This window comes from Maribacter aquimaris, assembly GCF_014596745.1.
Classification (GTDB): domain Bacteria; phylum Bacteroidota; class Bacteroidia; order Flavobacteriales; family Flavobacteriaceae; genus Maribacter_A; species Maribacter_A aquimaris.
In genome coordinates, this window is record NZ_JABTCF010000002.1 from 197,511 (window position 1) to 221,865 (window position 24,355).

Here is a 24,355-nt window from a genome sequence, read left to right on the forward strand (position 1 = left end):
AAACAAACAAATGGTAGCCAAAAAAAAAGTTAGAAAAGAAGTTGTTTATCAGGTATTTACACGGCTTTTTGGCAATACGAATACAACCAACAAACCTTGGGGAACCATAGAAGAGAATGGTGTTGGCAAGTTTTCTGACTTCTCGGAAAAGGCATTGAAGGAAATCAAGGATCTTGGGGTAACCTATATTTGGTATACCGGTGTGCCACACCACGATGTGATCACTGATTACAGTGCCTACGGAATTTCTAATGATGATCCCGATATTGTAAAGGGAAGGGCAGGTTCGCCCTATGCCGTTAAGGACTATTACAATGTGAATCCCGATTTGGCCGATAATCCCAAAAACCGATTGGCAGAGTTTAAGGCATTGATCGATAGAAGCCATAAGGCCGGACTCAAAGTGCTTATCGATATTGTTCCGAACCATGTGGCCCGTAATTACGAAGGAAAATCAACACCCGACGGTCTGGAACCCTTCGGTGCTTCGGATGATACTTCGGTTGAGTATAAAAGGGATAATAATTTCTATTACATTCCCAATGAGGCCTTTAAGGTCCCGGAATGGCAAAATGGTTATTTGCCCTTGGGCGGTGAGGCACATGCATTGGCCGATGGTCACTTCGATGAAAACCCGGCAAAATGGACCGGCAATGGGTCACGAATGGCGCAACCCAATATGAATGATTGGTACGAGACCGTAAAGATCAATTACGGTGTTCGCCCCGATGGTTCATACGATTTTGATAGGCTTCCGGAAGGTTATGATTTAAAGGATTACCCTAAGCACTATGAATTTTGGTCCAATAAGGACGTACCCAGTTCTTGGGTGAAATTCAAGGATATTGCCTTATATTGGTTGGAAATGGGTGTTGATGGGTTCCGCTATGATATGGCCGAGATGGTTCCGGTGGAGTTTTGGAGCTATATGAATTCGCATATTAAAATGAGCAACCCCAATGCTTTTCTATTAGCCGAGGTCTATAATCCTGATTTGTATCGTGATTATATCTTTAAGGGGAAAATGGATTATCTTTATGATAAGGTAGAGATGTACGATTCCTTAAAACATATTATGCAAGGCCATGGATGGACAGACCATATTCCGGTCGTAGCGAATAATTTAAAGGATATTGAACATCATATGCTCCATTTTTTGGAAAATCACGATGAGCAACGTATTGCGAGTCCCGATTTCGCTGGCGATGCCAAAAAAGGAAAACCAGCCATGGTTGTTTCAGCAACCATAAGTACATCACCGACCATGATCTATTTTGGACAAGAGGTGGGTGAGCCTGGGAATGAGAATGCCGGATTTGGCCAGCCTACACGTACTTCGATCTTTGACTACATTGGTGTACCCCATCACCAACGTTGGATAAACGACAAGAAATTTGACGGGGGGCAATTATCCGATGAAGAAAAGGACCTACGACAATTTTACAAATCCTTGTTGAACTTTACCATCAACAGCGAGGCCTTAATGGGCAATTATGGGGATATCCATTATTACAATAAGGACCATACCGAGAATTATAACCACAGGGTGTTGTCCTTCGTGAGATGGTCTGCCAACGAAAAATTAGTGGTGGTTTCCAATTTCGATGCTACTGAAACTTATGGGTTTGAGTTGAAAATACCCAAGGAAATTATCTCAATGTGGTTGCTTAAGGACGGAATATACGGTTTAAAAGACCAATTGTATCTCAATTATGAGCCCAAACTTATTGTTGAGGGTGGTGTGGGTAAGGTACTGATCAAGATTGCACCCTTGGAATCTTTTATTTTGAAATTAAATTTGGATTGAAAAACATTTTTTTTGGTCAGAAAATGTATCTTACCTCTGTGATAAGATTTAATCCGTATACATTTAATTTGAAAAAGACCAAATGAAAAAACCGATTGTTTATTTTTTACTCGTAGTATCCTTAGTACTTACCCAAAGTTGCAATATGAATAATGAACCCTTGGTCATAGGCCATCGTGGGGCGATGGGTCATGAAACCGAAAATACGGTAGCATCGATACAAAAGGCCTTGGAATTGGGGGTCGATATGATTGAAATAGATGTGTTCAAGATCAAAAGTGGGGAAATCGTCGTTTTTCATGATGATACCGTAGATCGTTTGGCCAATGCAACAGGGAAAATTGAGGATTTCGATATTTCCCAAATAAAACAAATGGTACTCGAGGGCAACCAACCCATTCCCATGCTTCAGGATGTTATTGAAGCGTTGGATGATGATGTTCGGTTGAATATAGAACTCAAAGGGGCAGGGACAGCCGATAAAGTCAATGCCATTGTCAATGAATTTCTGGAAAACAAGGGATGGGACTTGGATAAATTCATAATATCCAGTTTTGATTGGGAGGAATTGAAATCCATGAGGGCTGTCAATAAGGATATTCCGATAGCCATTTTAACCGGTGATGATATTGCGGGATCCATTGCGCTCGCCAAGGAATTGAATGCCGAAGCGGTTAACCCGAGTTTTAAGGGTTTGGATATGGATTCGGCCAAGCAAATCAAGGATGCTGGGTTCAAAATTTACACATGGACGGTCAATAAACCGGAAGATATCGACCTTGTAAAGTCGTTCGATGTAGATGGTATTATCACAAATTATCCAGAGCGGATCAATTGATGTTCGATGTAATTATAATAGGCGGTGGCGCATCTGGGTTCTATGCCGCAATCCATATCGCCGAGACAAATCCCGACCTTAAAATAGCCATATTCGAGAAAGGAAAGGAAGTCCTTAAGAAAGTCAGTATTTCCGGGGGAGGACGATGTAATGTCACCAATGGGGAATCTGACCCCATGGCCTTGTCCAAAAACTATCCAAGGGGATCCAAAGAACTTATAGGTCCTTTTTATGCCCATGGCCCACAAGAAACAAGGCAATTTTTTGAAAGTCGGGGTGTACCTTTAAAAACGGAGGATGATGGTAGGGTTTTTCCCGTATCCAATTCCTCCAATTCAATTATTGATTGTTTTCTAGGGGAAACCGATCGTTTGGGTATTGCCGTTTACAGACAAAGTTCGGTCACTGCCATTGAATCTAAAACAAGCATGGAAAATGATGTAACCTGGAAGGTTACTACCATTAAAAAAGAGTATTTCTGTAAAAGGTTATTGGTGGCTGCCGGTAGTAATCCGAAAATTTGGAAACTGTTGGAGGGCTTGGGCCATACTATTGTACCTCCCGTACCCTCCTTGTTCACTTTTAATATCAAGGATGACCGCATTTCGGGAATACCCGGTGTAAGTACGCCTGCCCATGTTGAGGTTCTTCCGAAGAATGGGTTTAAACCCGAGATTAAGGTAAAGCTTAAAAGTAAGCGAAACGAGAAACCCTTATTTAGTACCGAAGGTCCTGTCCTCATTACACATTGGGGGCTTAGTGGTCCAGCCATATTACGGTTGTCCGCTTGGGGGGCCCTTCAATTGCACGATAGTAAATACCGTTTTCCGATTAAGGTCAATTGGCTTCCAGAGTATCACCAGAATTCGGTTTTATCCTTGTTGATGGAGGTCAAAGAGGTCGAGGCCAAGAAAACGGTTGTTCGTACGAAAGTGTTTGAAATCCCCAAACGATTATGGACGGGTTTGGTAAACGCATCTGGCATCGCCAAAGAGGATAAGTGGGCTGAGGTGACAAAAGAGAAATTACAACAGCTTGCCGGCCAATTGACCAATTGTAGGTTTATGGTGGAAGGTAAAAGTGTTTTTAAGGATGAATTTGTAACCGCTGGAGGGGTAAATTTAAAGGAGATCAATTTCAAGACCTACGAAAGTAAAATTTGCAAAGGACTCTATTTTGCAGGGGAAATCATCAATGTGGATGCCATTACCGGTGGATTCAATTTTCAGAATGCCTGGACAGGGGGGTATCTCGCTGCGATGGCAATCGCAAACGATTTGAATGCCCAATGAACTATACAGCCCTTTCTACTTTGTCCTCTATGCAATAACAATCTGATAGCGCATAAACTTCAAGTGGCAGCAACCCTTACGCAACCATAGGACCTTAATGAAATTATGGGAATTATCGGCAGATTAATTCAATTCCCAGATGCTGTAATTCAGAACGGTGGCAAAGCAAACCCATAGCAAATAAGGAATCAGTAACCAGGCTGCATATTTGCTTACGATCCTGAACCAACGCATGGTCAAGACAATAAGACAGAGTAAGGCTATAATAACCACAAGGCCCCAAAAAGGTTGTTTGAAACCGAAAAAGACGATACTCCATGCGGCATTTAAAAGTAACTGAAAACCAAAATGATACAAGGCTGTCTTTACCCATAAATGGTGAAAACCTTTGGCCCAAACAATGCCTGCCGAAACCCCCATCATTATGTAGAGCGCGGTCCAAACCGGTGCAAAAAGCCAACTGGGAGGATTAAAACTGGGCTTGTTTAAGGTGACGAACCAATCATTTACCGAGCTTTGGGTTGCAAAACTGGATAAAAAACCGACCCCTAGGCAGATACCCACCATTATGGTAATATAGATTAGCTTTCTTCTCACTTGGTTGATTATTATCCTCTAAAATAAGTATTAAATCCATTGGAAATACAACTAATTCACTTAAAAACTATCTTTGCATAAATTGTGTTTTAATGACGTATACAGAATTCCTCCCTTCAAAATATACCAAAACGGTAGCGGAAGGGACGGTAACCTATAAAGCTCCCAGCAATATTGCCTTAGTAAAATATTGGGGTAAAAAAGCAGACCAAATTCCCGCGAACCCTTCCATAAGTTTTACATTGGACGCTTGTGCCACAACCACTGCGATGACCTATTCAAAACGAAAGGAAAAGGGAACTGACTTTTCTTTTGAGTTATGGTTTGAAGGAAAGCCCAAGCCAGATTTTAGACCTAAGATAGAGGCATTTTTTAGTCGTATTGAAAGCTATATTCCTTTTTTGAGGGAGTATGATTTAAAGATTGAAACCTCCAATTCGTTCCCCCATAGCAGTGGTATCGCCTCCTCGGCTAGTGGTATGGCGGCATTGGCCTTGGGGCTTATGCATATCGAGAAGCAATTAGATCCAGGAATGGATGATGGTTATTTTCAACGAAAGGCCTCTTTTTTGGCCCGCTTGGGGTCGGGGAGTGCTTGTCGCAGTATTGAAGGGGATTTGATTCAATGGGGTAACCATAAAGGTATTACAGGTAGCTCAGATCTTTTCGCCATCAAATATCCTTATCAAGTACATGAGGTGTTCCATAAATACCACGACACTATTTTGTTGGTAGACAAAGGTCAAAAACAAGTCAGTAGTACGGTAGGACACGATTTAATGCATGGACATCCCTTTGCAGAACAGCGCTTTACCCAAGCGCATGACAATATAGCCAAATTAAAGGAGGTTTTCGCGACGGGGAATTTGAATGATTTTATACGGATTGTGGAAAGTGAGGCGCTGACGTTGCACGCTATGATGATGACCAGTATACCCTATTTTATCTTAATGAAACCGAATACCTTGAAGATCATTGAAAGAATCTGGGCATTTAGGGCCTCTTCGAAGACCCATCTTTGTTTCACTTTGGATGCGGGTGCGAACGTGCACGTATTGTATCCACAAGAAGAGAAGAAGGAAGTACACCAATTTATTAAGGATGAGTTGGTTGTATATTGCGAAAACGGACAGTATATTTGCGACAGAATTGGCTTTGGAGCTAAAAGATTATTACCTTAGAAGTAATAATTTATAAGGATAAACAGCGTTTGTTATAAGAACTACCGGGAATTGGTTAAGCGGTTTTTTTGATAAGACCGATTATTTTGTTTATCTTTATTTATAATTAATTAAACAAAACGGATTGGAAAGTAATGTTCTTGACCGTTTTTAGAAGTAAAGAGACAAACAACCGGAATTTTGGAATTAGCGATAGGATGATGTACATGTCACCTATTGATTCTTATTTTATACTATGAAAGGACCATTATTTTATTCTAAAATCCTTCTATTTGGGGAGTATGGCATCATCAAGGATTCCAAAGGACTTTCCATTCCCTATAATTTTTTTAAGGGAGCCTTGAAAAAGGATGGAAATGCATCCTTGGAAGCCTTAAAGTCTAATGGGTATTTAAAGGATTTTGTTGTTTATCTCGAGGGTATTGTGGAAAAAGATCCTGAATTGGTCACTTTTGATTTTGAAAACTTAAGAGACGATGTAGCCAGTGGCATGTATTTCGATAGTTCTATCCCACAAGGTTACGGGGTAGGTAGTAGTGGGGCCTTGGTCGCTGCCATCTATGATAAATATGCATTGGATAAAATTACCGTTCTTGAGAATTTGACTCGTGAAAAGCTATTGCGACTAAAGGCCATCTTTGGAAAAATGGAATCTTTTTTTCATGGTAAATCATCAGGTTTGGATCCTTTGAACAGTTACCTAAGTTTGCCAATCCTTATCAATTCCAAGGATAATATCGAATCCACCAGTATACCTTCCCAAAACAAAGAGGGTAAAGGAGCTGTTTTTTTACTCGATAGTGGCACCACAGGGGAAACGGCACCATTAGTTCATCTGTTCATGGAAAAAATGAAACAGGATGGGTTTCGGAAAATGATAAAGAACCAGTTCATTAAACATACCGATGCCTGTGTTGAGGACTTTATAAGTGGTAATGTAAAATCCCTATTTGGCAATTTAAAACAGTTGTCGCATGTGGTCCTTGACAACTTCAAACCTATGATTCCGGCAAAGTTCCATCAACTTTGGCAACAGGGCATCGAAACCAATGATTATTATTTAAAACTTTGTGGTTCTGGGGGTGGTGGTTATATTTTAGGTTTTACCCAAGATATCGATAAGGCCAGAAATGTACTCAAGGATTATAAATTAGAGGTGGTTTATAACTTCTAGTATTTTAAACACATGCTTAGCAGAAAGAACAAGCTCTTACTACTGAAGTTATTGAGCCTGTTTTCTATTGTGCGTGGTTATAATATTTTGGTGATAGTATTGGCCCAGTATTTGGCTTCAATCTATATTCTGGCACACCAACTTCCATTGCGCAGCGTGGTCTTTGATCTTAATCTTTTTTGTATTGTACTATCCTCTGCCTTGGTTATCGCTGGTGGATATATTATCAACAGTTTTTATGATTCGGAGAAAGACCTGATTAACAAACCTAGAAAGAGTATGCTAGACCGGTTAGTGGGGCAGCGCACCAAACTTTCAGCCTATTTTACCCTTAATTTTCTCTCCGTATTTTTCGCAAGCTATGTATCCTTCAGGGCGGTTTTGTTTTTCTCGGCTTATATTTTCGGCATTTGGTTGTATTCCCATAAACTAAAAAAAATACCTTTTTTGGGTAATTTTATTTCAGCAACATTGGCCATTGCACCCTTTTTTGCGGTATTTGTTTACTATAAGAACTTTGACACGGTAATATTCGTACATGCCATATTCCTTTTTCTATTGATATTGGCCCGGGAAATGATCAAGGATCTCGAGAATATTGCTGGTGACCTCGCCCAGAATTATAAGACCATTCCCATTTTATATGGGGAAAGAACCTCAAAGACAACAATTACCATTTTAATTTCATTGACCCTGATTCCATCATTTTTACTCATCAATAATTTTGATGTGGGTTACATGTACCTTTATTTTATGGCATGTATCTTTTTTTTGGGGGTTTTTCTTGTTCTTTTATGGAGGTCAAGAACGAAGTTTCATTATGTTTGGTTGCATAATATTTTAAAGCTGATTATTGTTCTTGGGGTTTTCAGTATTTTATTGATTGATATTCATCTGGTGTTAAATCGTATTTTATAATGGATAACGTATTGAAAGTAGCCCTCGCCCAAATTGCGCCCGTTTGGTTAGACAAGTTAGCGACCCTTAAAAAAATCGAGGCAACTATTGTTGCGGCAGCCAAGGAGAATGCGGAACTCCTTGTTTTTGGGGAGGCATTGCTGCCAGGCTATCCTTTTTGGTTGGCCTTGACCAATGGGGCAGGGTGGGACTTGAAAATAAACAAAGAACTTCACGCCCATTATGTACGAAATGCCATTCAAATTGAAGCCGGCGAATTGGATGGTGTTTGTAAATTGGCAAAGGAACACCACATGGCCATTTATTTGGGCATTATTGAAAGACCAAAGAATCGGGGCGGGCATAGTATTTATTGTTCCCTGGTCTATATTGACCAAAATGGGAAAATCCAATCGGTGCACCGCAAATTACAGCCTACTTATGATGAGCGATTAACATGGGCCTCAGGCGATGGGAATGGGTTGCAAGTGCATGCCCTGAAGCAATTTAAAGTGGGTGGACTCAATTGTTGGGAGAATTGGATGCCATTACCTCGAACGGCTCTGTATGGTCAGGGTGAGAACCTGCATATAGCCGTTTGGCCTGGCAGTGACCACAACACCAAGGATATTACCCGTTTTATCGCTAGGGAATCGAGAAGTTATGTGATTTCGGTATCCTCATTAATGAGAAGGGAGGATTTCCCAAAGGATACCCCACATCTCAATGCGATTCTGGAAAATGCACCTGATGTTCTGGCCAACGGGGGGTCATGTATGGCCGGTCCCGATGGGGAATGGCTTTTGGAGCCGGTGCTTAATGAAGAAGGACTCCTTTTTCATACGTTGGATTTTAATCGGGTCTATGAAGAACGTCAGAATTTTGATCCTGTAGGGCACTATTCCAGACCTGATGTCACAAAACTTATTGTGAATCGCGAAAGACAATCGACAGTTGAATTTGAAGATTGATATTATTTAATCAATCCTTATTGAATTCATTACCTTTGCAAAAAATTGGAAGATAATGGGAAGGTCAGATTCAAATAAAGACAGTAAGGCATCAGGGCGTCAGGGCGGTACTTTTAGAAAGAAGAGTTACGCAAGGGGTAACGCACCGATTAAAAAGAAAACCGAGCCTCAAAAACCGTCAGACCCCAATTTAATCCGTTTAAACAAGTATGTGGCAAACTCAGGGGTATGTTCCCGAAGGGATGCCGATATCTATATTGCTGCGGGTAATATTACCGTTAACGGTAAACCTATAACCGAAATGGGCTATAAGGTGAAAAAGACAGATACCGTTAAATTCGATGGGCGTTTACTTAACCCCGAAAAGAAAGAATACGTTTTATTGAACAAACCCAAGGATTTCTCTACTACCATTCGGGATGAAAGAGGTAGACGTAATGTCAATGGCCTAATCTCCAATGCGTCCAAGTCGACTTTATTACCTGTTGATAAGATGGGTAAAGAGGAGACTGGACTTTTACTGTTCACCAATGATGGTGATATGACCAAAAGATTGAAGAATCCTAAAAATGGTCTTCGTAAAATCTACCATGTGGTTTTAAACCGGGAACTTCGTAGTGCCGATTTGAAGAAAATACAGGATGGGGTGATTTTGGATGAAAAACCCGTACGTGTACAAGACATTAGTTTTATTGATGATGCCCCAAAACGCGAAGTGGGGATTGAGATATTCAGTTCAAAACATAAAATTGTCGAACGTATTTTTGAGCATTTGGAATATGAAGTGGCTAGAATAGACCGGGTAGCTTATGCCGGATTGACCAAAAAGGATCTCCCAAGGGGTCATTGGCGTTTTTTAACGGAACAAGAGGTCATTAACCTTGGTATGATTCGTTAGTACGTTTTTACTATTGTATTTGAAATTGGGAAAAATGGGGAGCTTTGTACAGGTCGACTTATTTTTCCTCAAACAAAAGCCAATAATCTGGATCTAGTATGATGCTGTCAGGTTTGCTATCTACATTGATTTCGAACACTTCAGACTGTTCGTCCACTTCTACTTTTACGATCTTTATTTCATCGTCCTCTACAATACCAATTTCGAGAGGAAAACGGAATGTATGATGCTTTTGTACTTGTTCTAGATTGATTTTCACCTTACCATTCCCGTACACCCATTCCCATTTAATTTCGGGGTGGCCTTTGGTGAACAACCATTGTTGAAAGAATGATTCTAGGTTTTCGCCTGATGCTTTTTCCATTGCTTTTTGGAAATCAGCCGTAAGCACATTCGAATTTCGATAGGTCTTATAGTAATCGCGTATTCCTTTCCAAAATACATCATCACCCAATTTATGGCGAAGCATATTCAATACCCAGCCTCCTTTTTGATAGCTGTTTATACTTAAGACACGCATAGGGTCTTTTATGGTAAGGTCTACGATCGGGGACGGATTTTGCCTGTAATAATCTATGACTTGTTTTCTGTCCAAGGCCAATTCATCTTTTCGTTTTTCATCCCCATAGACATCTTCTAAATACAAAATTGAAAAATAGGTAGCGAAACCTTCACTCAACCAAACATGGTTCCAGTTGTTTTCGGTGGCCGAATTACCAAACCATTGGTGTGCAATTTCATGCGCTATCAAAGCCTCAACAGTATTTTTACCGGTCACGGAATCTTCAAAATAAGCGATAGTACCCGCATTCTCGAGTCCACCCCACTGCGTTTTGGCCTGCATATTGGCCAATTTCGCGAACGAATACGGACCAATATGTTCTATAAAATAGGCAAGGACTTTTGTGGCAACGTTATAATCGGAAAATCCTTCGAGACGGTTTTCAGGATAGACCCAGGCCGAAACGGGAATACCGTCAACAATATCCAATAATTTCGTTGCGAATTTGGTTACGCCGATGGTAACGACCTTCATGGCAACCGGAGCAGGTTCTTTGTACACGGTTAATTTTAAACCATTTCCTAGATTGCTTTCCTCTATTTTTTCACCTGTGGCAACCACATCATAATCCTCAGGTGCGGTAATTCCAAATTGAATACTGGCCTTATCGTATGGGTGGTCGACCGAAGGCAACCAATGACGGGCCAAATTGGGCCAATTGTCCCCAAAAAAGGAACGACGTCCAAATTTGGTTTTATCGATGACAAGTCCTCTCTGTGGAATTCCCCCATAAAGAACCTTAAAGGTTTTGATTCCTTTACTTTTGGATGATGGGGTGATAACTATCCTATTGTTCCCAAACGTGTAATTGGCTGTCTTATCACCTTCAAAAACTCCGGTAACCTCCATGCCATAGATGCCAGATTTGCCCACAAGGTCCAATGCGAATGAATCTGCCTTCGCTTTAAACAAAACATGGATTGTAGCCTCTCCTTTAATTTGGTCGGTAGTGTCATTCAAGGTGAGATTAAAGATATAATCCTGGACATCTACCTTTTCGTTTTTTGGATAGAGGTCTTGTGCTGTGATCTGCACAATACCCAATGGCAAAAATGCCGCGATCCAGATGTAATTTTTAAGGTTTACTAAAAACGGTTTCATTCTATTTTATTTTGAGGGGCATAGTGCAAGTAAAGTTATAATGTTTTTTTCATCTTTTCGCGAATTCCATCCAAACACAAATTACCTAAACTGCCTTCATGGGTGTGCTCAATATCACGTTTAGGTGTAAAGGTGCCTTGGTTGATTTCCATGCCCATTTTTTTATACGCGTCACGAAAGGGCATTCCATTTTGTACCAATTCGTTCAACGTATCCACACTAAAGAGGTAATCGTATTTGGGATCTTCGAGAATGGTGTTATTGATCCTTATTTCCTTTAGGCTAAAGGTTAAAATTTCCAAACAGGCTTTTAAATCCTGTATAGCAGGTACGATCACTTCCTTGACCAATTGGAGGTCTCTATGATATCCGCTTGGGAGATTGTTGGTGATCAATATCAATTGATTGGGTACTGCTTGTAGTTTGTTGCATTTGGCCCGCACCAATTCGAAAACATCGGGGTTCTTTTTATGGGGCATAATACTACTTCCCGTGGTGAGTTCGTCAGGAAAGGAGATAAAATTGAAATTTTGACTCATATAGAGACAAATGTCCATTGCCATTTTCGAAAGGGTTGCAGCAATACTACTCATGCCAAAAGCTGTTGTTTTTTCAACCTTTCCACGGCTCATTTGCGCAGCGACAACATTGTATTTCATGGTTTCAAAACCCATTTCCTTGGTTGTGAAAGACCTGTCGATAGGAAAAGAGCTTCCATAACCGGCAGCACTTCCCAACGGATTTTGATCGGCTACTTTATAGGCGGCATCGATAAAATAAAGATCATCAATCAAACTTTCGGCATAGGCAGAGAACCATAGTCCGAACGAGGAAGGCATGGCAATCTGAAGGTGGGTATACCCCGGTAACATGATTTCCTTATGTTTTTCGGCCAAATCCATGAGCAAATCGAAAAGGATGACCGTTTCACTTTTGATTTCTTGCAACTCATTCTTTAAATAGAGGTGCATAGCTACCAAGACTTGGTCGTTTCGAGACCTTGCGGTATGTATTTTTTTACCGGTGTCACCCAATTTTTCGGTAAGTACAAACTCTATTTTGGAATGCATGTCCTCAAAAGAATCCTCAATGGTGAATGTACCTTCTTCGATGGTTTTGGTAATATTGTCCAATTCATTGACCAAATCTGATGTTTCCCCATCGGTCAACAAACCGATTTTCCCCAACATTTTGGCGTGTGCTTTAGACGCGATGACATCGTATTTTGCCAATAGCAAATCCAATTCGCGGTCATTGCCTACAGTGAAATGATCTATTTTTTTGTCAGTACTAAATCCTTTGTCCCAGAGTTTCATTTGTTAGTTATAAGTTTTTGGAATATAGTTAAAAGTCACTATACTTTTTGATTAAGGTTATGGTTATTTTCTGGATTTCATCACATAAATCAAAGATGCTTTCGAGCTCATCCTTGGTGAGAAATCCAATTCTTTTTGAAATTTCCAATTGTGTTTTCAGTTCGTTGATAGACCCGTTAGAGATTTCTAAGAAGTTACGAAATACTTTTTTGATTTTCTACCGGCCCCTTCGGCTATATTACTTGGTATGGAAACCGCACATCTTCTAATCTGACTTGTTAGACCGAATTTTTCCTCAAGGGGAAAAGAGGCTGTTGCGGTATAAACCTTTTCAACCAAGTCCATTGATTTTTGCCAAACAATAAGCTCTTTGTAATTGTACATCCAACTTCTATTAACTTCTAACTTAGGAACTATTGACCAATAAGGAATCCTTGTAATAATTTAATGTAAATAGCGATGCCTTCTTCGATTTCATTCACGTAAATATACTCATCTGCGGAATGGGAACGGGTACTGTCACCGGGACCTAACTTCATCGATTGACAAGTAAGTGCTGCTTGATCCGAAAGGGTGGGAGAACCATAGGTTTCCCTTCCCAATTTTATGCCGGATTGTACCAATGGGTGGTTTTTGTCTATAGAGGATGAATTCAATCGAAGCGACCGTTCTTGTAATTCACAGGGTGCCTCTGCTTTCAATATATTGGCTATTTCCGTATTGCTGTAGCAATCGTTGACCCTGACATCGATGACCAGATCGGTATGGGCAGGAACCACATTATGTTGGGTGCCGGCATTGATTTGGGTTACGGTTAGTTTTACCTCGCCCAAGGCTTCGGATACCTTTCCAAACGTATAGTTTTTGAACCATTCCAAAACTTTTATGGTCTTGTAGATCGAATTGTCGTCGTTCGGATGGGCGGCGTGTGACGGAGTACCTTTTACAACGGCATCAAAAACAACCAATCCTTTTTCTGCAATGGCCAAATTCATCAGGGTTGGTTCACCTACAATGGCAACATCGATTTTGGGTAAACTAGGAAGTAATCCCCTTAGACTTTTAGGACCCGCATTTTCTTCCTCTGCCGTGGCGGCAATCAACAGGTTATGGCTTAAGTCCTCTTGATCATAGAAGTTGGTGAAAGTCGCTATTAAGGATACCAAGGCTCCACCGGCATCATTACTTCCCAAGCCATAGAGTTTGCCATCCACAATCTGGGGGTCATAGGGGTCTCGGGTATAGGCTTTGTTAGGCTCAACGGTATCGTGATGGGAGTTTAAAAGCAATGTGGGCTTGGTGTCATCCCAATATTTGTTTTTCGCAAATACATTGTTGTTTTCCCGTTGGAACGGGATATCAAATGCCTTGAACCAATTTTCAATGGCCTCGGCCGTTTGGTGTTCTTCCCCGGAAAAAGATTGGATGGAAATAAGCTCCTTTAATAGTTCTATTGCTTTTTCAGTGAGCTTTTGCTGTTCTATTTTCATAAGGTTATTGTTGTAAATAAGGATGTTTGGGGTTGTAACATTGAAATATCACCGACACAAACTTTGCCCACATGGTTGTTCAGTGCATGAAAACAGTTTTCCATTTTGGGAAGCATTCCATCGACTATGGCCTTGGTCTTTAATAAGTCGGAATAGGTTTCTGTGTTGATATGTTGAATTACAGAATTTTCATCTTCTACCTCTTTTAAGACCCCTTTTTTCTCAAAACAATAGTATAGTGTTGTTTCAAAAAGGGCACTCATCCCAATAGCGATTTCAGAAGCTATGGTATCTGCATTGGTATTCAAAAGTTGACCTTTTCCATCATGGGAAATAGCGCAAAAAACTGGGGTAATACCCGTGTTGATCAAGGTGTCCAGAAAATCTGAATCTATACGGTCAATATCCCCGACGAACCCAAAATCAATTTCCTTGACAGGTCTTTTATGTGCCTTGATGGTATTGCCGTCAGCTCCGCTAAGTCCAAGGGCATTGGTACCCAGTGCCTGTAGTTTGGCGACAATATTCTTATTGGTGAGTCCACCATATACCATAGTGATGATTTCAAGGCTTTTGGCGTCGGTAATACGTCTGCCATTCGACATTTGGGATTCAATTCCCAATTGGGCAGCCAATTTTGTGGCCAATTTGCCACCACCATGGACCAATATCTTCAATCCTTCCAATTTCGAGAAGTTCAGTAAAAACTGTTCCAACTCAACTTGGTTCTCGATGACATTGCCACCTATTTTTACTATGGATAATTTTTGTTTCATTCTAAATCTTCAAGTATTTTCTTCAAAACAAGCTGCGCCGCATAGGTTCTATTGTTGGCTTCTTCTATGACCAAGGATTGCTCACTGTCGAGTACACTATCCTCTACGATTACATTTCTTCGAACGGGCAGGCAGTGCATAAATTTGGCATCTCCCAATTTGTCTTTGGTAATCATCCAATCAGTGTCTTGGTTGAGGACCATACCATAATGGGAATAGCTACTCCAATTCTTGGCATATACAAAATCGGCATTTTCGAAGGCCTTCTTTTGGTCGTACTCAATCGGTGTGTCTTTGGTGATATTTGGGTCCAATTCATACCCTTCAGGATGCGTGATTACAAAATCGGCATCTTGCAACTGCATCATTTGAACAAATGAATTGGCTACGGCATGCGGCAAAGCTTTAGGATGTGGAGCCCACGAGAGAACCACTTTTGGCCTTTCTTTGGTGTTGTGTTCGGCCAACGTAATGGCATCGGCCAAGGCTTGTAAGGGATGCCCGGTCGAACTTTCCATATTCACAATGGGTACGCTGGCGTATTGTTTAAATCCGTTCAAAACCTCTTCCGCTTCGTCTATGACCTTATCCGTCAGGGAGGCAAAAGCACGAATGGCGATAATATCACAATACTGGGAAATTACTTGGGCGGCTTCCTTAATATGTTCCGATGTACCTTGGTCCATAATAGTACCATCCCCATATTCCAAGGCCCAACCTTCATTGCCGAAATTCATCACCATGACCTCCATCCCCAAGTTCATGGCGGCCTTTTGTGTACTCAATCGGGTTCTGAGACTATTATTGAAGAACAAAAGACCGATGGTTTTGTTAGAACCTAAGGCTTTATAGGCATTTGGTTTTTTCTTTAATAATCGAGCCTCTTTAATCCAGTTAGGTAATGCATCGATATCCGCAATGGAGAGGTAGTTTTTCATGGTGATATTATTTTATTTTGGTATGCTTACTGATATCCATTAAGGCATCCGATATGAAATTGTCTTTTAATCCGTTTACGATCCAGGTTTCAATACCTGCTTTTTGGGCAATGGCAGCCGCCTCTACTTTTGATTGCATTCCTCCTGTGCCATGGGAGGACTTTGAAGCACTTATTTCTTTGGATAAACCGTGCGTTCCTAAAACCGTTGAAATGGTTTCGGGAGTTCCATTTTTAAAAGATTCCTTGGTGTAAATACCATAGGTGTTCGTAGCGATCATCAATAAATCCACTTTGAGTAAAGCAGCGGTCAAGGCGGCTAGTTTATCATTATCCCCGAATTGAATCTCATCGGTGGCGACGGTATCGTTTTCATTGATGATGGGAATAAAATTGTTCGCAACCAAGACATTGATGGTGTTTTTGATGTTCGCCTTGGCGGCGGCATTCTCAAAATCGGAATAGGACAATAGGCATTGGGAGGTGAAAAGTCCCAATTCGCGAAAATTCTCTTGAAAAATCCGCATTAAATGGGGTTGGCCAATGGCGGCCAAGGCTTGTTTCACATTCAGTTCTTCCCCATGATGCTCCAATTTCACGAATTGTTTGGCTGCGGCTATGGCACCGGAGCTTACGATAATGAATTCATATTCATCTTTTAAAGCTTCAATCTGTCGGCCGATATCCTCGATTTTCCCCCTGGAAATCTGATTGGTTTCCTTGGTCAAGGTATTACTGCCTATTTTTAATAAGATTCTTTTTTTGTTCATTGCATTTTTTCTTCGATCTGTCAGAATTCAAGAAAAACCGTCAGGTCTATGTTACCGTACTTGTCCACTTCCTTTTACATACCACTTATTGGTTACCAAATGTTGTAATCCGATAGGACCTCTTTGGTGTAATTTATCGGTACTTATGGCCAATTCGCCACCAAGACCAAATTGTCCACCATCTGTAAAGCGGGTTGATGCATTGTGATAAACCGCCGCAGTATCGACACTGTTCATGAATTCGGTGGCGGTAGTTTCATTTTTTGTTATGATGGCCGCAGAATGTCCACCCCCATATTGGTTGATTTTCGCAATCGCTTCTTCCAAATCGGTTACCTGGCCTAAGAGGATCTTATAATCCAAAAACTCTTCAAACCAAATGGCATCATCCATAATCTTGGAAGTGTTCCCAAGACCTTCTAAATGCCCATCGACCCATATAGCGACATTGCTTTCCAATAACTTCGCAATCAGTTTTTCCAAAAAGGCTGATTTGTTTGGTAATCGATCATGTATCAAAACCTTGTCTAAAGCGTTGCATGCCGAAATTTTAGTGGTCTTTGCATTGATAATGATGTCAAGGGCCATGTCTTGGTCGGCATCAATATCCACAAAGGCAAAATTATTTCCTCGCCCACTGATAATTACGGGACAGGTCGCATGTTGTTTTACAAAGGCAATCAATTTTTCACCACCTCGGGGCACGATCAAATCCAATTTCTGGGTCGGATTTTCCAAAAATGCTTGGGTTTCACTTCGATTGAACTGCAAATATTCGACCCATGCAGTTGAAACGTCGTTTTCTTCCAAGGCTTTGTGCCAAAGATCGACCAAGACCAAGTTGCTGTTCAAGGATTCCTTGCCTCCCTTCAATAGGATTTTATTGCCCGATTTAAAGGCAATACCGGCAGCCTCTATCGTTACATCCGGACGGGATTCATAAATGATCAGTACGGTTCCGAATGGGGCGGTTCTGTTACTGACCGACATGCCGTTTTCATGTTCAAAATGGAATCGTTCTATGTTCAAGGGGTTATCCAATTGCTCCAATTCCTGCAGGGACTTGATCATGCCCATGATCTTGTCGTCATCGACCTTTAGGCGATCGTACATGGCAATATCCTCGCCACTGTAACTTTCCATGTCCTTTTTATTGGCTTCCAAAAGGGTCTTTTTTTCCTTTTGTAACCATCGTATCATGGAATTCAGAACGGCATTCCGTTGCTCAATATTCAGTAGTAAACTCATGATAGGGCCATTTTCAATTTATCGAAAAATACATCCAAATCCGTCTTTGTGATATTCAAGGCTGGTAAAATTCGCAATACATGTTTGTCTTTTGCACCGCCGGTAAATAAATGGTGTTCATAGATTAATTTTTTACGGAGTTCGGCAACCTCAAAATCAAATTCGAGACCGAGCATCAATCCTTTTCCCTTGGTTCGTTTTACCTGTGGGATTTTTTTGGCTTCCTTTAAAAAATATTCCCCGAGATGATGTGCATTGGCCATGAGATGTTCTTTTTCCATAACCTCGAGTACGGCTAATGAAGCAGCACAGGCAAGATGGTTACCTCCGAAGGTAGTACCCAGTAAACCGTAGGAAGCTTCTATTTTTTCGTGGATCAATACACCCCCCACCGGAAAACCGTTACCCATACCTTTAGCGATGGTAATAATATCGGGTTGTATGTTATGGTGTTGGAATGCAAAGAATTTTCCACTACGTCCATAGCCGGATTGTACCTCGTCCGCGATAAGGATCACATTGTTTTTCTTGCAGAGATCCGCTATTTGTTGATAGAATTCCACGGAAGGTTCATCCAGACCACCAACACCTTGTATCGTTTCAATAATTACGGCGCAGACATCCCCTTTGTTGATTTCGTTTTCAAAGGCATCATTATCATCAAACGGTAAAAAGGTTACTTTTTGCTGTTTGTTCAAGGGGGCATTGATTTTTTCATTATCGGTTGCGGCTACAGCGGCCGATGTTCTCCCATGAAAACTATTCTTAAAGGCGATGACCTTGGATTTACCCGTTTGGAAAGAAGCCAATTTCAAGGCATTCTCATTGGCTTCGGCCCCAGAATTACATAGAAAAAGGTTATAGTCCCCGCATTGTGAAAGCTCTCCAAGTTTGGTAGCCAATGCTACTTGTAACGGATTTTGAACGGCATTGCTGTAAAATCCGATTTTATCCAATTGGTCCTTGATTCGTTTTACATAATGTGGGTGTGAATGCCCAATGGATATTACGGCATGACCTCCATAAAAATCCAGATATTCTTGCCCTTTGTCATCAGTAACCACAATACCTTTTGCGGAAACAGGAGTTACGTCATAGAGGGGGTATACATCAAATAATTTCATTGGTTATCTTTTTTAAATTCACTGATTTTATCAAAGGAAGCCACGATACCTTGGATAAGTGAAGAACTTAGTCCATGGTGTTCCATTTCGTTCAGTCCTTGGATGGTACAGCCCATAGGGGTGGTTACCTTATCTATTTCCTCCTCAGGGTGATTTCCGGATGCGATCAACAATCCGGCCGCCCCATCACAGGTATGCATGGCCAGTTCCTGTGCCTCCTTGGCATCGAAGCCTAATTGAATGGCCCCTTGGGTCGTGGCGCGTATCAAACGCATCCAAAAAGCGATTCCGCTGGCACAGATAACGGTGGCAGCCTGCATTTGTACTTCAGGAATTTCCATCGAATGCCCCATTCGGTTAAAAATGGCCTTGGCCAATTCAATGCGTTTCTTACCCTTCTCATTGGCACAAATACAGGTCATTGATTTACCGACGGAGATAGCCGTATTAGGCATACTTCGGATAATATTATAGTCTTTGCCCAATATGTTCTCCATCTTTTCAATACTGTATCCTGTAATGGTTGAGATGATGACGTGGTTCTCTGTGAGAAGGTCCTTCAGATCCGTCAATAATTGTGCAATGTGCAAAGGCTGTACCGCAAAAATCAATATGTCCGAATTTTTAACGGCTTCTTTATTGTCGGTTGTAACCGTTACATTGCCGTATTTTTCAAAATGTTCAATATCGGTGATATTTCTCTTGGTAAGGTACATTTTGGTGGCACCGTTACTTTTCAAGATTCCCTTGGCAATGGACAATCCCAGGTTACCGGCTCCTATTATGGCTATTTTCATGAATACTATCTTTTGTATTCCCACAGGTGGGAATCTATTTAATCCTAATTAACTGTTTAAAACAGGTCTCGACTGGGCTCAACCAGACGATGATTTCTAAAATACCCCTGCTTTCAATTGCAATCCTTCACTTTCCATAAAGCCAAACATCAGGTTCATGTTCTGTACGGCTTGACCCGATGCCCCTTTTAATAAATTATCGATGGCAGAGGTAATCAAAAGCACATCATTATGTTTATGTAAATGGATATGGCATTGGTTCGTGTTCACCACTTGTTTTAAATTGATGGGTTCCTGGGTCACTTGGGTAAATTTCGCATGGGCATAGAAGTCCTTATATAATGTAAAGGCTTCTTCCAATGTTCCTTCAAAGGGGGTATATGCCGTGGCCATTATGCCCCTGGTGAAATTGCCCCGCATGGGTAAGAACATGATTTCCCCTGGCTTTTCTTGCAAGGATGCTATACTTTCATTGATTTCGCCCAAATGCTGATGGGTAAAGGGTTTGTACCAGGAAACATTTCCATTTCTCCAACTAAAATGGGTGGTGGCAGACGGACTAACACCAGCCCCGGTACTTCCGGTAACGGCATTAACATGTACTTGGGCCTTTAATAATTGGGCTTTGGCCAATGGCAGGAGGGCCAATTCAATAGCCGTGGCAAAACATCCGGGATTCGCTATATATTTCGCATGGGAAATGCTTTCCTTCTTTAATTCAGGAAGACCATAAACAAATTCCTTTGTTTCGTAAACCCTATCCTTGTTCAATCTAAAATCGTTGCTAAGGTCAATAATACGGGTTGTATCCGAAAATTTGTTCCCGTCTAGGAATTTGGTCGAATTGCCATGTCCCAAACATAGAAAAACAACATCCACATCCAAATTCACCTTACCCGTAAACTTCAAATCGGTCAACCCCAACAAATCGGGATGGGCAGTGGTTATCTCCTTATCTGCCCTAGTGGTGCTGAATACGAAATCTATTTCCACCTTCGGGTGGTTCAATAGAATTCGGATCAATTCACCACCCGTATAACCGGATCCACCGATAACACCTGCTTTAATCATTGTTGTGATTTACGTGATTGTATATTTTTCCTGCATTCGATATTATTTTGATAAAGCCCTTGGCTTCATCGGCCGTCCATCCCTTGTGCATCTCACCATAGCTGCCAAAGGAAGCATTCATCAAATCGTGTTTGGATGAAATTCCGTTCAATCTAAATTGGAAAGGATACAGACTTACGAATACATCGCCGGAAACGTTCTTTTGGGTGTCGGTAAGGAACGCTTCGATATTTCGCATAACCTCATCAAGATAATTGCCCTCATGCAATAGCATGCCATAGAAATTGCCTTGTTGCTCTTTTTGGAATTGCTGCCATTTACTTAGTGTGTGTTTTTCCAAAAGATGGTGTGCTTTGATAATGATAAGGGCGGCAGATGCCTCGAAGCCAACCCTTCCCTTTATTCCGATAATGGTATCACCCACGTGAATATCCCGTCCGATAGCATATTTTGAAGCCATCGCTTCCAATTTTTCGATATTGGCCACAGGATTGTCTTTTTTGCCATCAATGGCAACCAATTCCCCTTTTTCGAAAGTCAACGTCACCTCTGAAGGATTCTTTTCCTGTAATTGGCTAGGGTAAGCACTGTCCGGTAGGGGTAAATTTGAAGTTAGCGTTTCTTCACCGCCAACGGAAGTACCCCAAAGTCCTTTGTTAATGGAATATTTGGCTTTGTTCCAAGGATAGTCGACCCCGTTTTTCTGCAAATATTCTATTTCATATTCCCTGGAAAGCTTATTGTCCCTAATAGGGGTGATAATCTCAATTTCTGGAGCAATGATCTGAAAGATCATATCGAATCTGACCTGATCGTTACCAGCGCCTGTGCTGCCATGGGCAATATATTCGGCACCAATGCTTTTTGCATAGTTTACGATCTCGATGGCCTGTACGATTCGTTCAGCGCTCACCGATAGGGGGTAGGTGTTGTTCTTGAGTACGTTTCCGAAAATCAAATATTTGACGACTTTTTCATAAAAAGTCTTTACGGCATTGATAGAGGTATAGGTTGTTGCTCCCAACTCCAATGCTTTTGAATTGATGGTCGCAATCTCCTCGTCGGAAAATCCGCCGGTATTTACACTTACCGCATGGACTTCAAATCCTTGTTCTTTTGATAAATACTTTGCACAGTACGAAGTGTCCAAGCCTCCACTGTATGCTAAAACTAATTTTTTCATGGTTATTGGTTTTTTTTATTCCCTTATATGGGGTCTAATTTTTATGTTTCTTTTTTAAGAATAGCTGTTCCTTGATCTTTTTTAATCTTTGGAAGGCTTTGCTGTTCACTTTTTCTTTTTCCTGGGCAGCTTGTTTTTTGGCCGGGTCGTATAACATACCGGTACATAAGCACATTTTTCGCTCGGTACGGGTAAGAATGTCGAAGTTTTTGCAGGTTTGGCAGCCTTTCCAGAATTGTGGGTCATCGGTAAGTTCTGAAAATGTCACAGGTTGGTAACCCAACTCGTAATTTATTTTCATAACGGCTAACCCTGTGGTTATCCCAAATATCTTTGCATCGGGAAATTTACTGGTTGAAAGTTCAAAAATGGCCTTTTTGATTTTTTTTGCCATTCCCAGATTTCGATAGTCAGGATGGACGATAAGTCCGGAATTGGCCACATATTTTTCGTGGCCCCAAACCTCTATATAGCAGAAACCTACAAATTTGCCCTTATCCAGTGCGATAACAGCATTTCCATTTTCTAATTTTTGCAGAATGTATTCTGGAGTTCTTTTGGCAATACCTGTTCCCCGAACCTTGGCCGATTCAGCAATGGTGTCACAAATAATCTCTGCGTATTTAAAATGGGATTCGTTAGCAATAACAATTTCCATTGTTACTAATGGTATTAATAAATTTGAAAAATGATTTGTTTGAAGATTTTGCGGAAATGGACTCACCTATTCCCATAATAATATACACCCTTACGGGCGGCGACGTGTAGGTGTGAAAGAACGATTTGGAGCAGATGTCCAAATAATCGTAGAAATATGTAATTCGTTCTTCATGATGGGTCAAATGTACAAATTAATTTGAAACAGCAAGGTTTGTGGTTTAATTTTTGCGAAAAAGTAGTTTTTGGCCATGATGCCTGAATAATTCGAAAATTAAAAATCCATACACAACAATATATTCAATAGCTAGGAGTCCCAAATGCTCTTTGAAATCAGTTTGTGTATAGGCGTAATAACTTAGAATTACGACCATGGACCAAGCTAAGGGAAACTTGTATTCGGTAAAAATAGCAAGTAAGACCATAAAAACAATATACCATGGATGAACAATGGTAGCCAAAAGGTAGTAGGTGGTAAGGATATAGAGCATTGAGGAAATCAACACCGATAAATTCTGGTTTTTTCTTAGGAAGGTGATTAGTACAACAATGGATATTGTGATGAATGGTATGATCCTTCCATACGTTTTAATCAATTCCCAGGGCTTGACATCAAACCGCACGGCTATTTCCTTGATCAGGTTGTATAGACCGGAATTGAATTCGAAATTGGAGAACCAGAGTCCGACCGTTTGCGAATAATTCACAATGAATTCGGAAGAGATAAAAGGAATAAGGATGACTAGTAGGGTCGCCATTATCACGGCATAGAATTGGAGGCTTTTTTTAAATCCGAAATGTTTCAGGAAAAGGGGTAGAAACATTAGTGGAATCAGTTTTATGGCAATGGAAAGCGCATAGATGACTGCAGCCAGTATCCATTTTTTAATGGACAACAAATAAAGTGAAGTCACAAAAAAGAAAAGCATCACTCCCTCAAAATGTAGGTTTCCCGAAAGCTCTATGATGACCAAGGGGTTAAGGAAATACCAAAAAATCAGATGGGGGGAAAGATTTAGGTTCTTGAGTAGTTTACGTCCAAAGTAGAGTATTCCAATATCCGAAATGATGATAAGGGAACGCATTGCTATTACGGAGCCAAGAATGCTTTGTCCACCCAACCAAGTTGCCAAAGCAAAAATAAATTGATTCAATGGCGGGTAATTGCTGAAGTGTTTTGCACTTAATTCACCCATTCCCTGATAAAGTATGTCGGCATTGGAAATAAGTAAATCCTGATTAACAATCAAAGTATTGGGGACCTCCAGGTACGGATTAATGAAATTTCGCACCAGCTCACCATCCCAAATAAAGCGGAAATAATCTTGGGAGAGGTTGGGTTCAATGAAGAGGAAGATAAGTCTAAAAAGCAGTCCTACCCCCAGTAGGAACCTAAAGTTCCATTTTTCAAATTGAATGAGTTTATAGCACAAGAAGAACAGCGCACCACACAAAGAAATCAACTTTATAAAGTCGGTGCGTTCTAAGTGATATGCGAATGTATAATAAAAACCTAGGCTCAGTAAGGCCAACAATATCGGAATCTTATGAAGTTTCCAATACGTAAAAAGCTGGGTAGGCATTTAGTCTTAAATTGGTTTATTGCAAATAACTGAAAAAAAAGAGTAATACAGAATTAGTACCGATTAATGTTGAAACTTAAGGGGG

Annotated in this window: 22 protein-coding genes and 1 pseudogene; 8 read left to right on the top strand and 15 right to left on the bottom strand. The window is 40.8% G+C overall.

Translation table 11 applies throughout. The annotated features are described in order from the left end of the window. The first annotated feature begins 10 nt into the window (after window positions 1-10). The 3 genes from HPE56_RS04950 (at window position 11) to HPE56_RS04960 (ending at window position 3,937) form a co-directional block, all read left to right on the top strand. Entirely contained in the window at window positions 11-1,807 is a 1,797-nt protein-coding gene (locus HPE56_RS04950; RefSeq protein ID WP_449405376.1) for an alpha-amylase family glycosyl hydrolase, read from the top strand. Window positions 1,808-1,889: 82 nt separating this feature from the next. Next, on the top strand, window positions 1,890-2,645 hold the full coding sequence (locus HPE56_RS04955) for a glycerophosphodiester phosphodiesterase (RefSeq protein ID WP_188242670.1): 756 nt from the start codon (window positions 1,890-1,892) through the stop codon (window positions 2,643-2,645). Then, entirely contained in the window at window positions 2,645-3,937 is a 1,293-nt protein-coding gene (locus HPE56_RS04960) for a BaiN/RdsA family NAD(P)/FAD-dependent oxidoreductase (protein WP_188242671.1), read from the top strand. The genes HPE56_RS04955 and HPE56_RS04960 overlap by 1 nt, the downstream gene beginning before the upstream one ends. Window positions 3,938-4,060: 123 nt before the next feature. Here HPE56_RS04960 and HPE56_RS04965 read toward each other — a convergent pair whose 3' ends face one another. Further along, complete coding sequence (locus HPE56_RS04965) at window positions 4,061-4,504, bottom strand: TspO/MBR family protein (protein WP_223170207.1); 444 nt, start codon at window positions 4,502-4,504, stop codon at window positions 4,061-4,063. A gap of 122 nt (window positions 4,505-4,626) precedes the next feature. Here HPE56_RS04965 and HPE56_RS04970 point away from each other — a divergent pair, with 122 nt between their 5' ends. From HPE56_RS04970 to HPE56_RS04990, 5 genes are all read left to right on the top strand, one after another. After that, window positions 4,627-5,715 carry a diphosphomevalonate/mevalonate 3,5-bisphosphate decarboxylase family protein gene (locus tag HPE56_RS04970; protein ID WP_188242673.1) on the top strand — a complete coding sequence of 363 codons (1,089 nt, stop codon included), beginning with the start codon at window positions 4,627-4,629 and terminating at the stop codon, window positions 5,713-5,715. 235 nt (window positions 5,716-5,950) lie between these two features. Then, entirely contained in the window at window positions 5,951-6,889 is a 939-nt protein-coding gene (locus HPE56_RS04975) for a mevalonate kinase family protein (RefSeq protein ID WP_188242674.1), read from the top strand. Between the two features lie 12 nt (window positions 6,890-6,901). Further along, on the top strand, window positions 6,902-7,807 hold the full coding sequence (locus tag HPE56_RS04980) for a geranylgeranylglycerol-phosphate geranylgeranyltransferase (protein WP_188242675.1): 906 nt from the start codon (window positions 6,902-6,904) through the stop codon (window positions 7,805-7,807). Beyond that, a complete protein-coding gene (locus HPE56_RS04985; RefSeq protein ID WP_188242676.1) occupies window positions 7,807-8,757 on the top strand; it encodes a carbon-nitrogen hydrolase family protein in 951 nt (316 codons plus the stop codon). Before HPE56_RS04980 ends, HPE56_RS04985 begins: the two co-directional genes overlap by 1 nt. A gap of 55 nt (window positions 8,758-8,812) precedes the next feature. Continuing rightward, a complete protein-coding gene (locus tag HPE56_RS04990; protein WP_188242677.1) occupies window positions 8,813-9,655 on the top strand; it encodes a pseudouridine synthase in 843 nt (280 codons plus the stop codon). Between the two features lie 58 nt (window positions 9,656-9,713). Here HPE56_RS04990 and HPE56_RS04995 read toward each other — a convergent pair whose 3' ends face one another. From HPE56_RS04995 to HPE56_RS05060, 14 genes and pseudogenes are all read right to left on the bottom strand, one after another. Next, window positions 9,714-11,318: a M1 family metallopeptidase gene (locus HPE56_RS04995; RefSeq protein ID WP_188242678.1), complete on the bottom strand. Its 1,605-nt coding sequence runs from the start codon at window positions 11,316-11,318 to the stop codon at window positions 9,714-9,716. Between the two features lie 35 nt (window positions 11,319-11,353). Further along, window positions 11,354-12,634: an argininosuccinate lyase gene (gene argH / locus HPE56_RS05000; RefSeq protein WP_188242679.1), complete on the bottom strand. Its 1,281-nt coding sequence runs from the start codon at window positions 12,632-12,634 to the stop codon at window positions 11,354-11,356. Between the two features lie 28 nt (window positions 12,635-12,662). Next, a pseudogene (locus HPE56_RS20630) lies at window positions 12,663-13,018 on the bottom strand (four helix bundle protein). A gap of 29 nt (window positions 13,019-13,047) precedes the next feature. Next, a complete protein-coding gene (locus HPE56_RS05010) occupies window positions 13,048-14,124 on the bottom strand; it encodes a M20 family metallo-hydrolase (RefSeq protein WP_188242680.1) in 1,077 nt (358 codons plus the stop codon). Beyond that, complete coding sequence (gene argB, locus HPE56_RS05015) at window positions 14,121-14,900, bottom strand: acetylglutamate kinase (RefSeq protein WP_188242681.1); 780 nt, start codon at window positions 14,898-14,900, stop codon at window positions 14,121-14,123. The genes HPE56_RS05010 and argB overlap by 4 nt, the downstream gene beginning before the upstream one ends. Then, window positions 14,897-15,838 carry a Rossmann-fold NAD(P)-binding domain-containing protein gene (locus tag HPE56_RS05020; protein ID WP_188242682.1) on the bottom strand — a complete coding sequence of 314 codons (942 nt, stop codon included), beginning with the start codon at window positions 15,836-15,838 and terminating at the stop codon, window positions 14,897-14,899. The genes argB and HPE56_RS05020 overlap by 4 nt, the downstream gene beginning before the upstream one ends. Window positions 15,839-15,845: 7 nt before the next feature. Further along, the gene (proB, locus tag HPE56_RS05025) at window positions 15,846-16,607 is read right to left on the bottom strand and encodes a glutamate 5-kinase (protein ID WP_188242683.1); all 762 of its coding nucleotides are present in this window, start codon (window positions 16,605-16,607) and stop codon (window positions 15,846-15,848) included. 51 nt (window positions 16,608-16,658) lie between these two features. Next, window positions 16,659-17,855: a glutamate-5-semialdehyde dehydrogenase gene (locus HPE56_RS05030; RefSeq protein WP_188242684.1), complete on the bottom strand. Its 1,197-nt coding sequence runs from the start codon at window positions 17,853-17,855 to the stop codon at window positions 16,659-16,661. Further along, complete coding sequence (locus HPE56_RS05035) at window positions 17,852-18,979, bottom strand: aspartate aminotransferase family protein (protein ID WP_188242685.1); 1,128 nt, start codon at window positions 18,977-18,979, stop codon at window positions 17,852-17,854. Before HPE56_RS05035 ends, HPE56_RS05030 begins: the two co-directional genes overlap by 4 nt. Beyond that, the gene (gene proC, locus HPE56_RS05040) at window positions 18,976-19,776 is read right to left on the bottom strand and encodes a pyrroline-5-carboxylate reductase (protein ID WP_188242686.1); all 801 of its coding nucleotides are present in this window, start codon (window positions 19,774-19,776) and stop codon (window positions 18,976-18,978) included. Before proC ends, HPE56_RS05035 begins: the two co-directional genes overlap by 4 nt. Before the next feature lie 96 nt (window positions 19,777-19,872). Continuing rightward, window positions 19,873-20,847: an N-acetyl-gamma-glutamyl-phosphate reductase gene (gene argC / locus HPE56_RS05045; protein WP_188242687.1), complete on the bottom strand. Its 975-nt coding sequence runs from the start codon at window positions 20,845-20,847 to the stop codon at window positions 19,873-19,875. Further along, window positions 20,840-22,030, bottom strand: coding sequence for an argininosuccinate synthase (argG, locus tag HPE56_RS05050; protein WP_188242688.1), 1,191 nt, complete (start codon window positions 22,028-22,030; stop codon window positions 20,840-20,842). Before argG ends, argC begins: the two co-directional genes overlap by 8 nt. Window positions 22,031-22,064: 34 nt before the next feature. Next, window positions 22,065-22,688, bottom strand: a complete 624-nt coding sequence (locus HPE56_RS05055) for a GNAT family N-acetyltransferase (RefSeq protein ID WP_188242689.1) — start codon at window positions 22,686-22,688, stop codon at window positions 22,065-22,067. A gap of 220 nt (window positions 22,689-22,908) precedes the next feature. After that, on the bottom strand, window positions 22,909-24,270 hold the full coding sequence (locus tag HPE56_RS05060; RefSeq protein ID WP_188242690.1) for a mannosyltransferase: 1,362 nt from the start codon (window positions 24,268-24,270) through the stop codon (window positions 22,909-22,911). Between the last annotated feature and the right edge of the window lie 85 nt (window positions 24,271-24,355).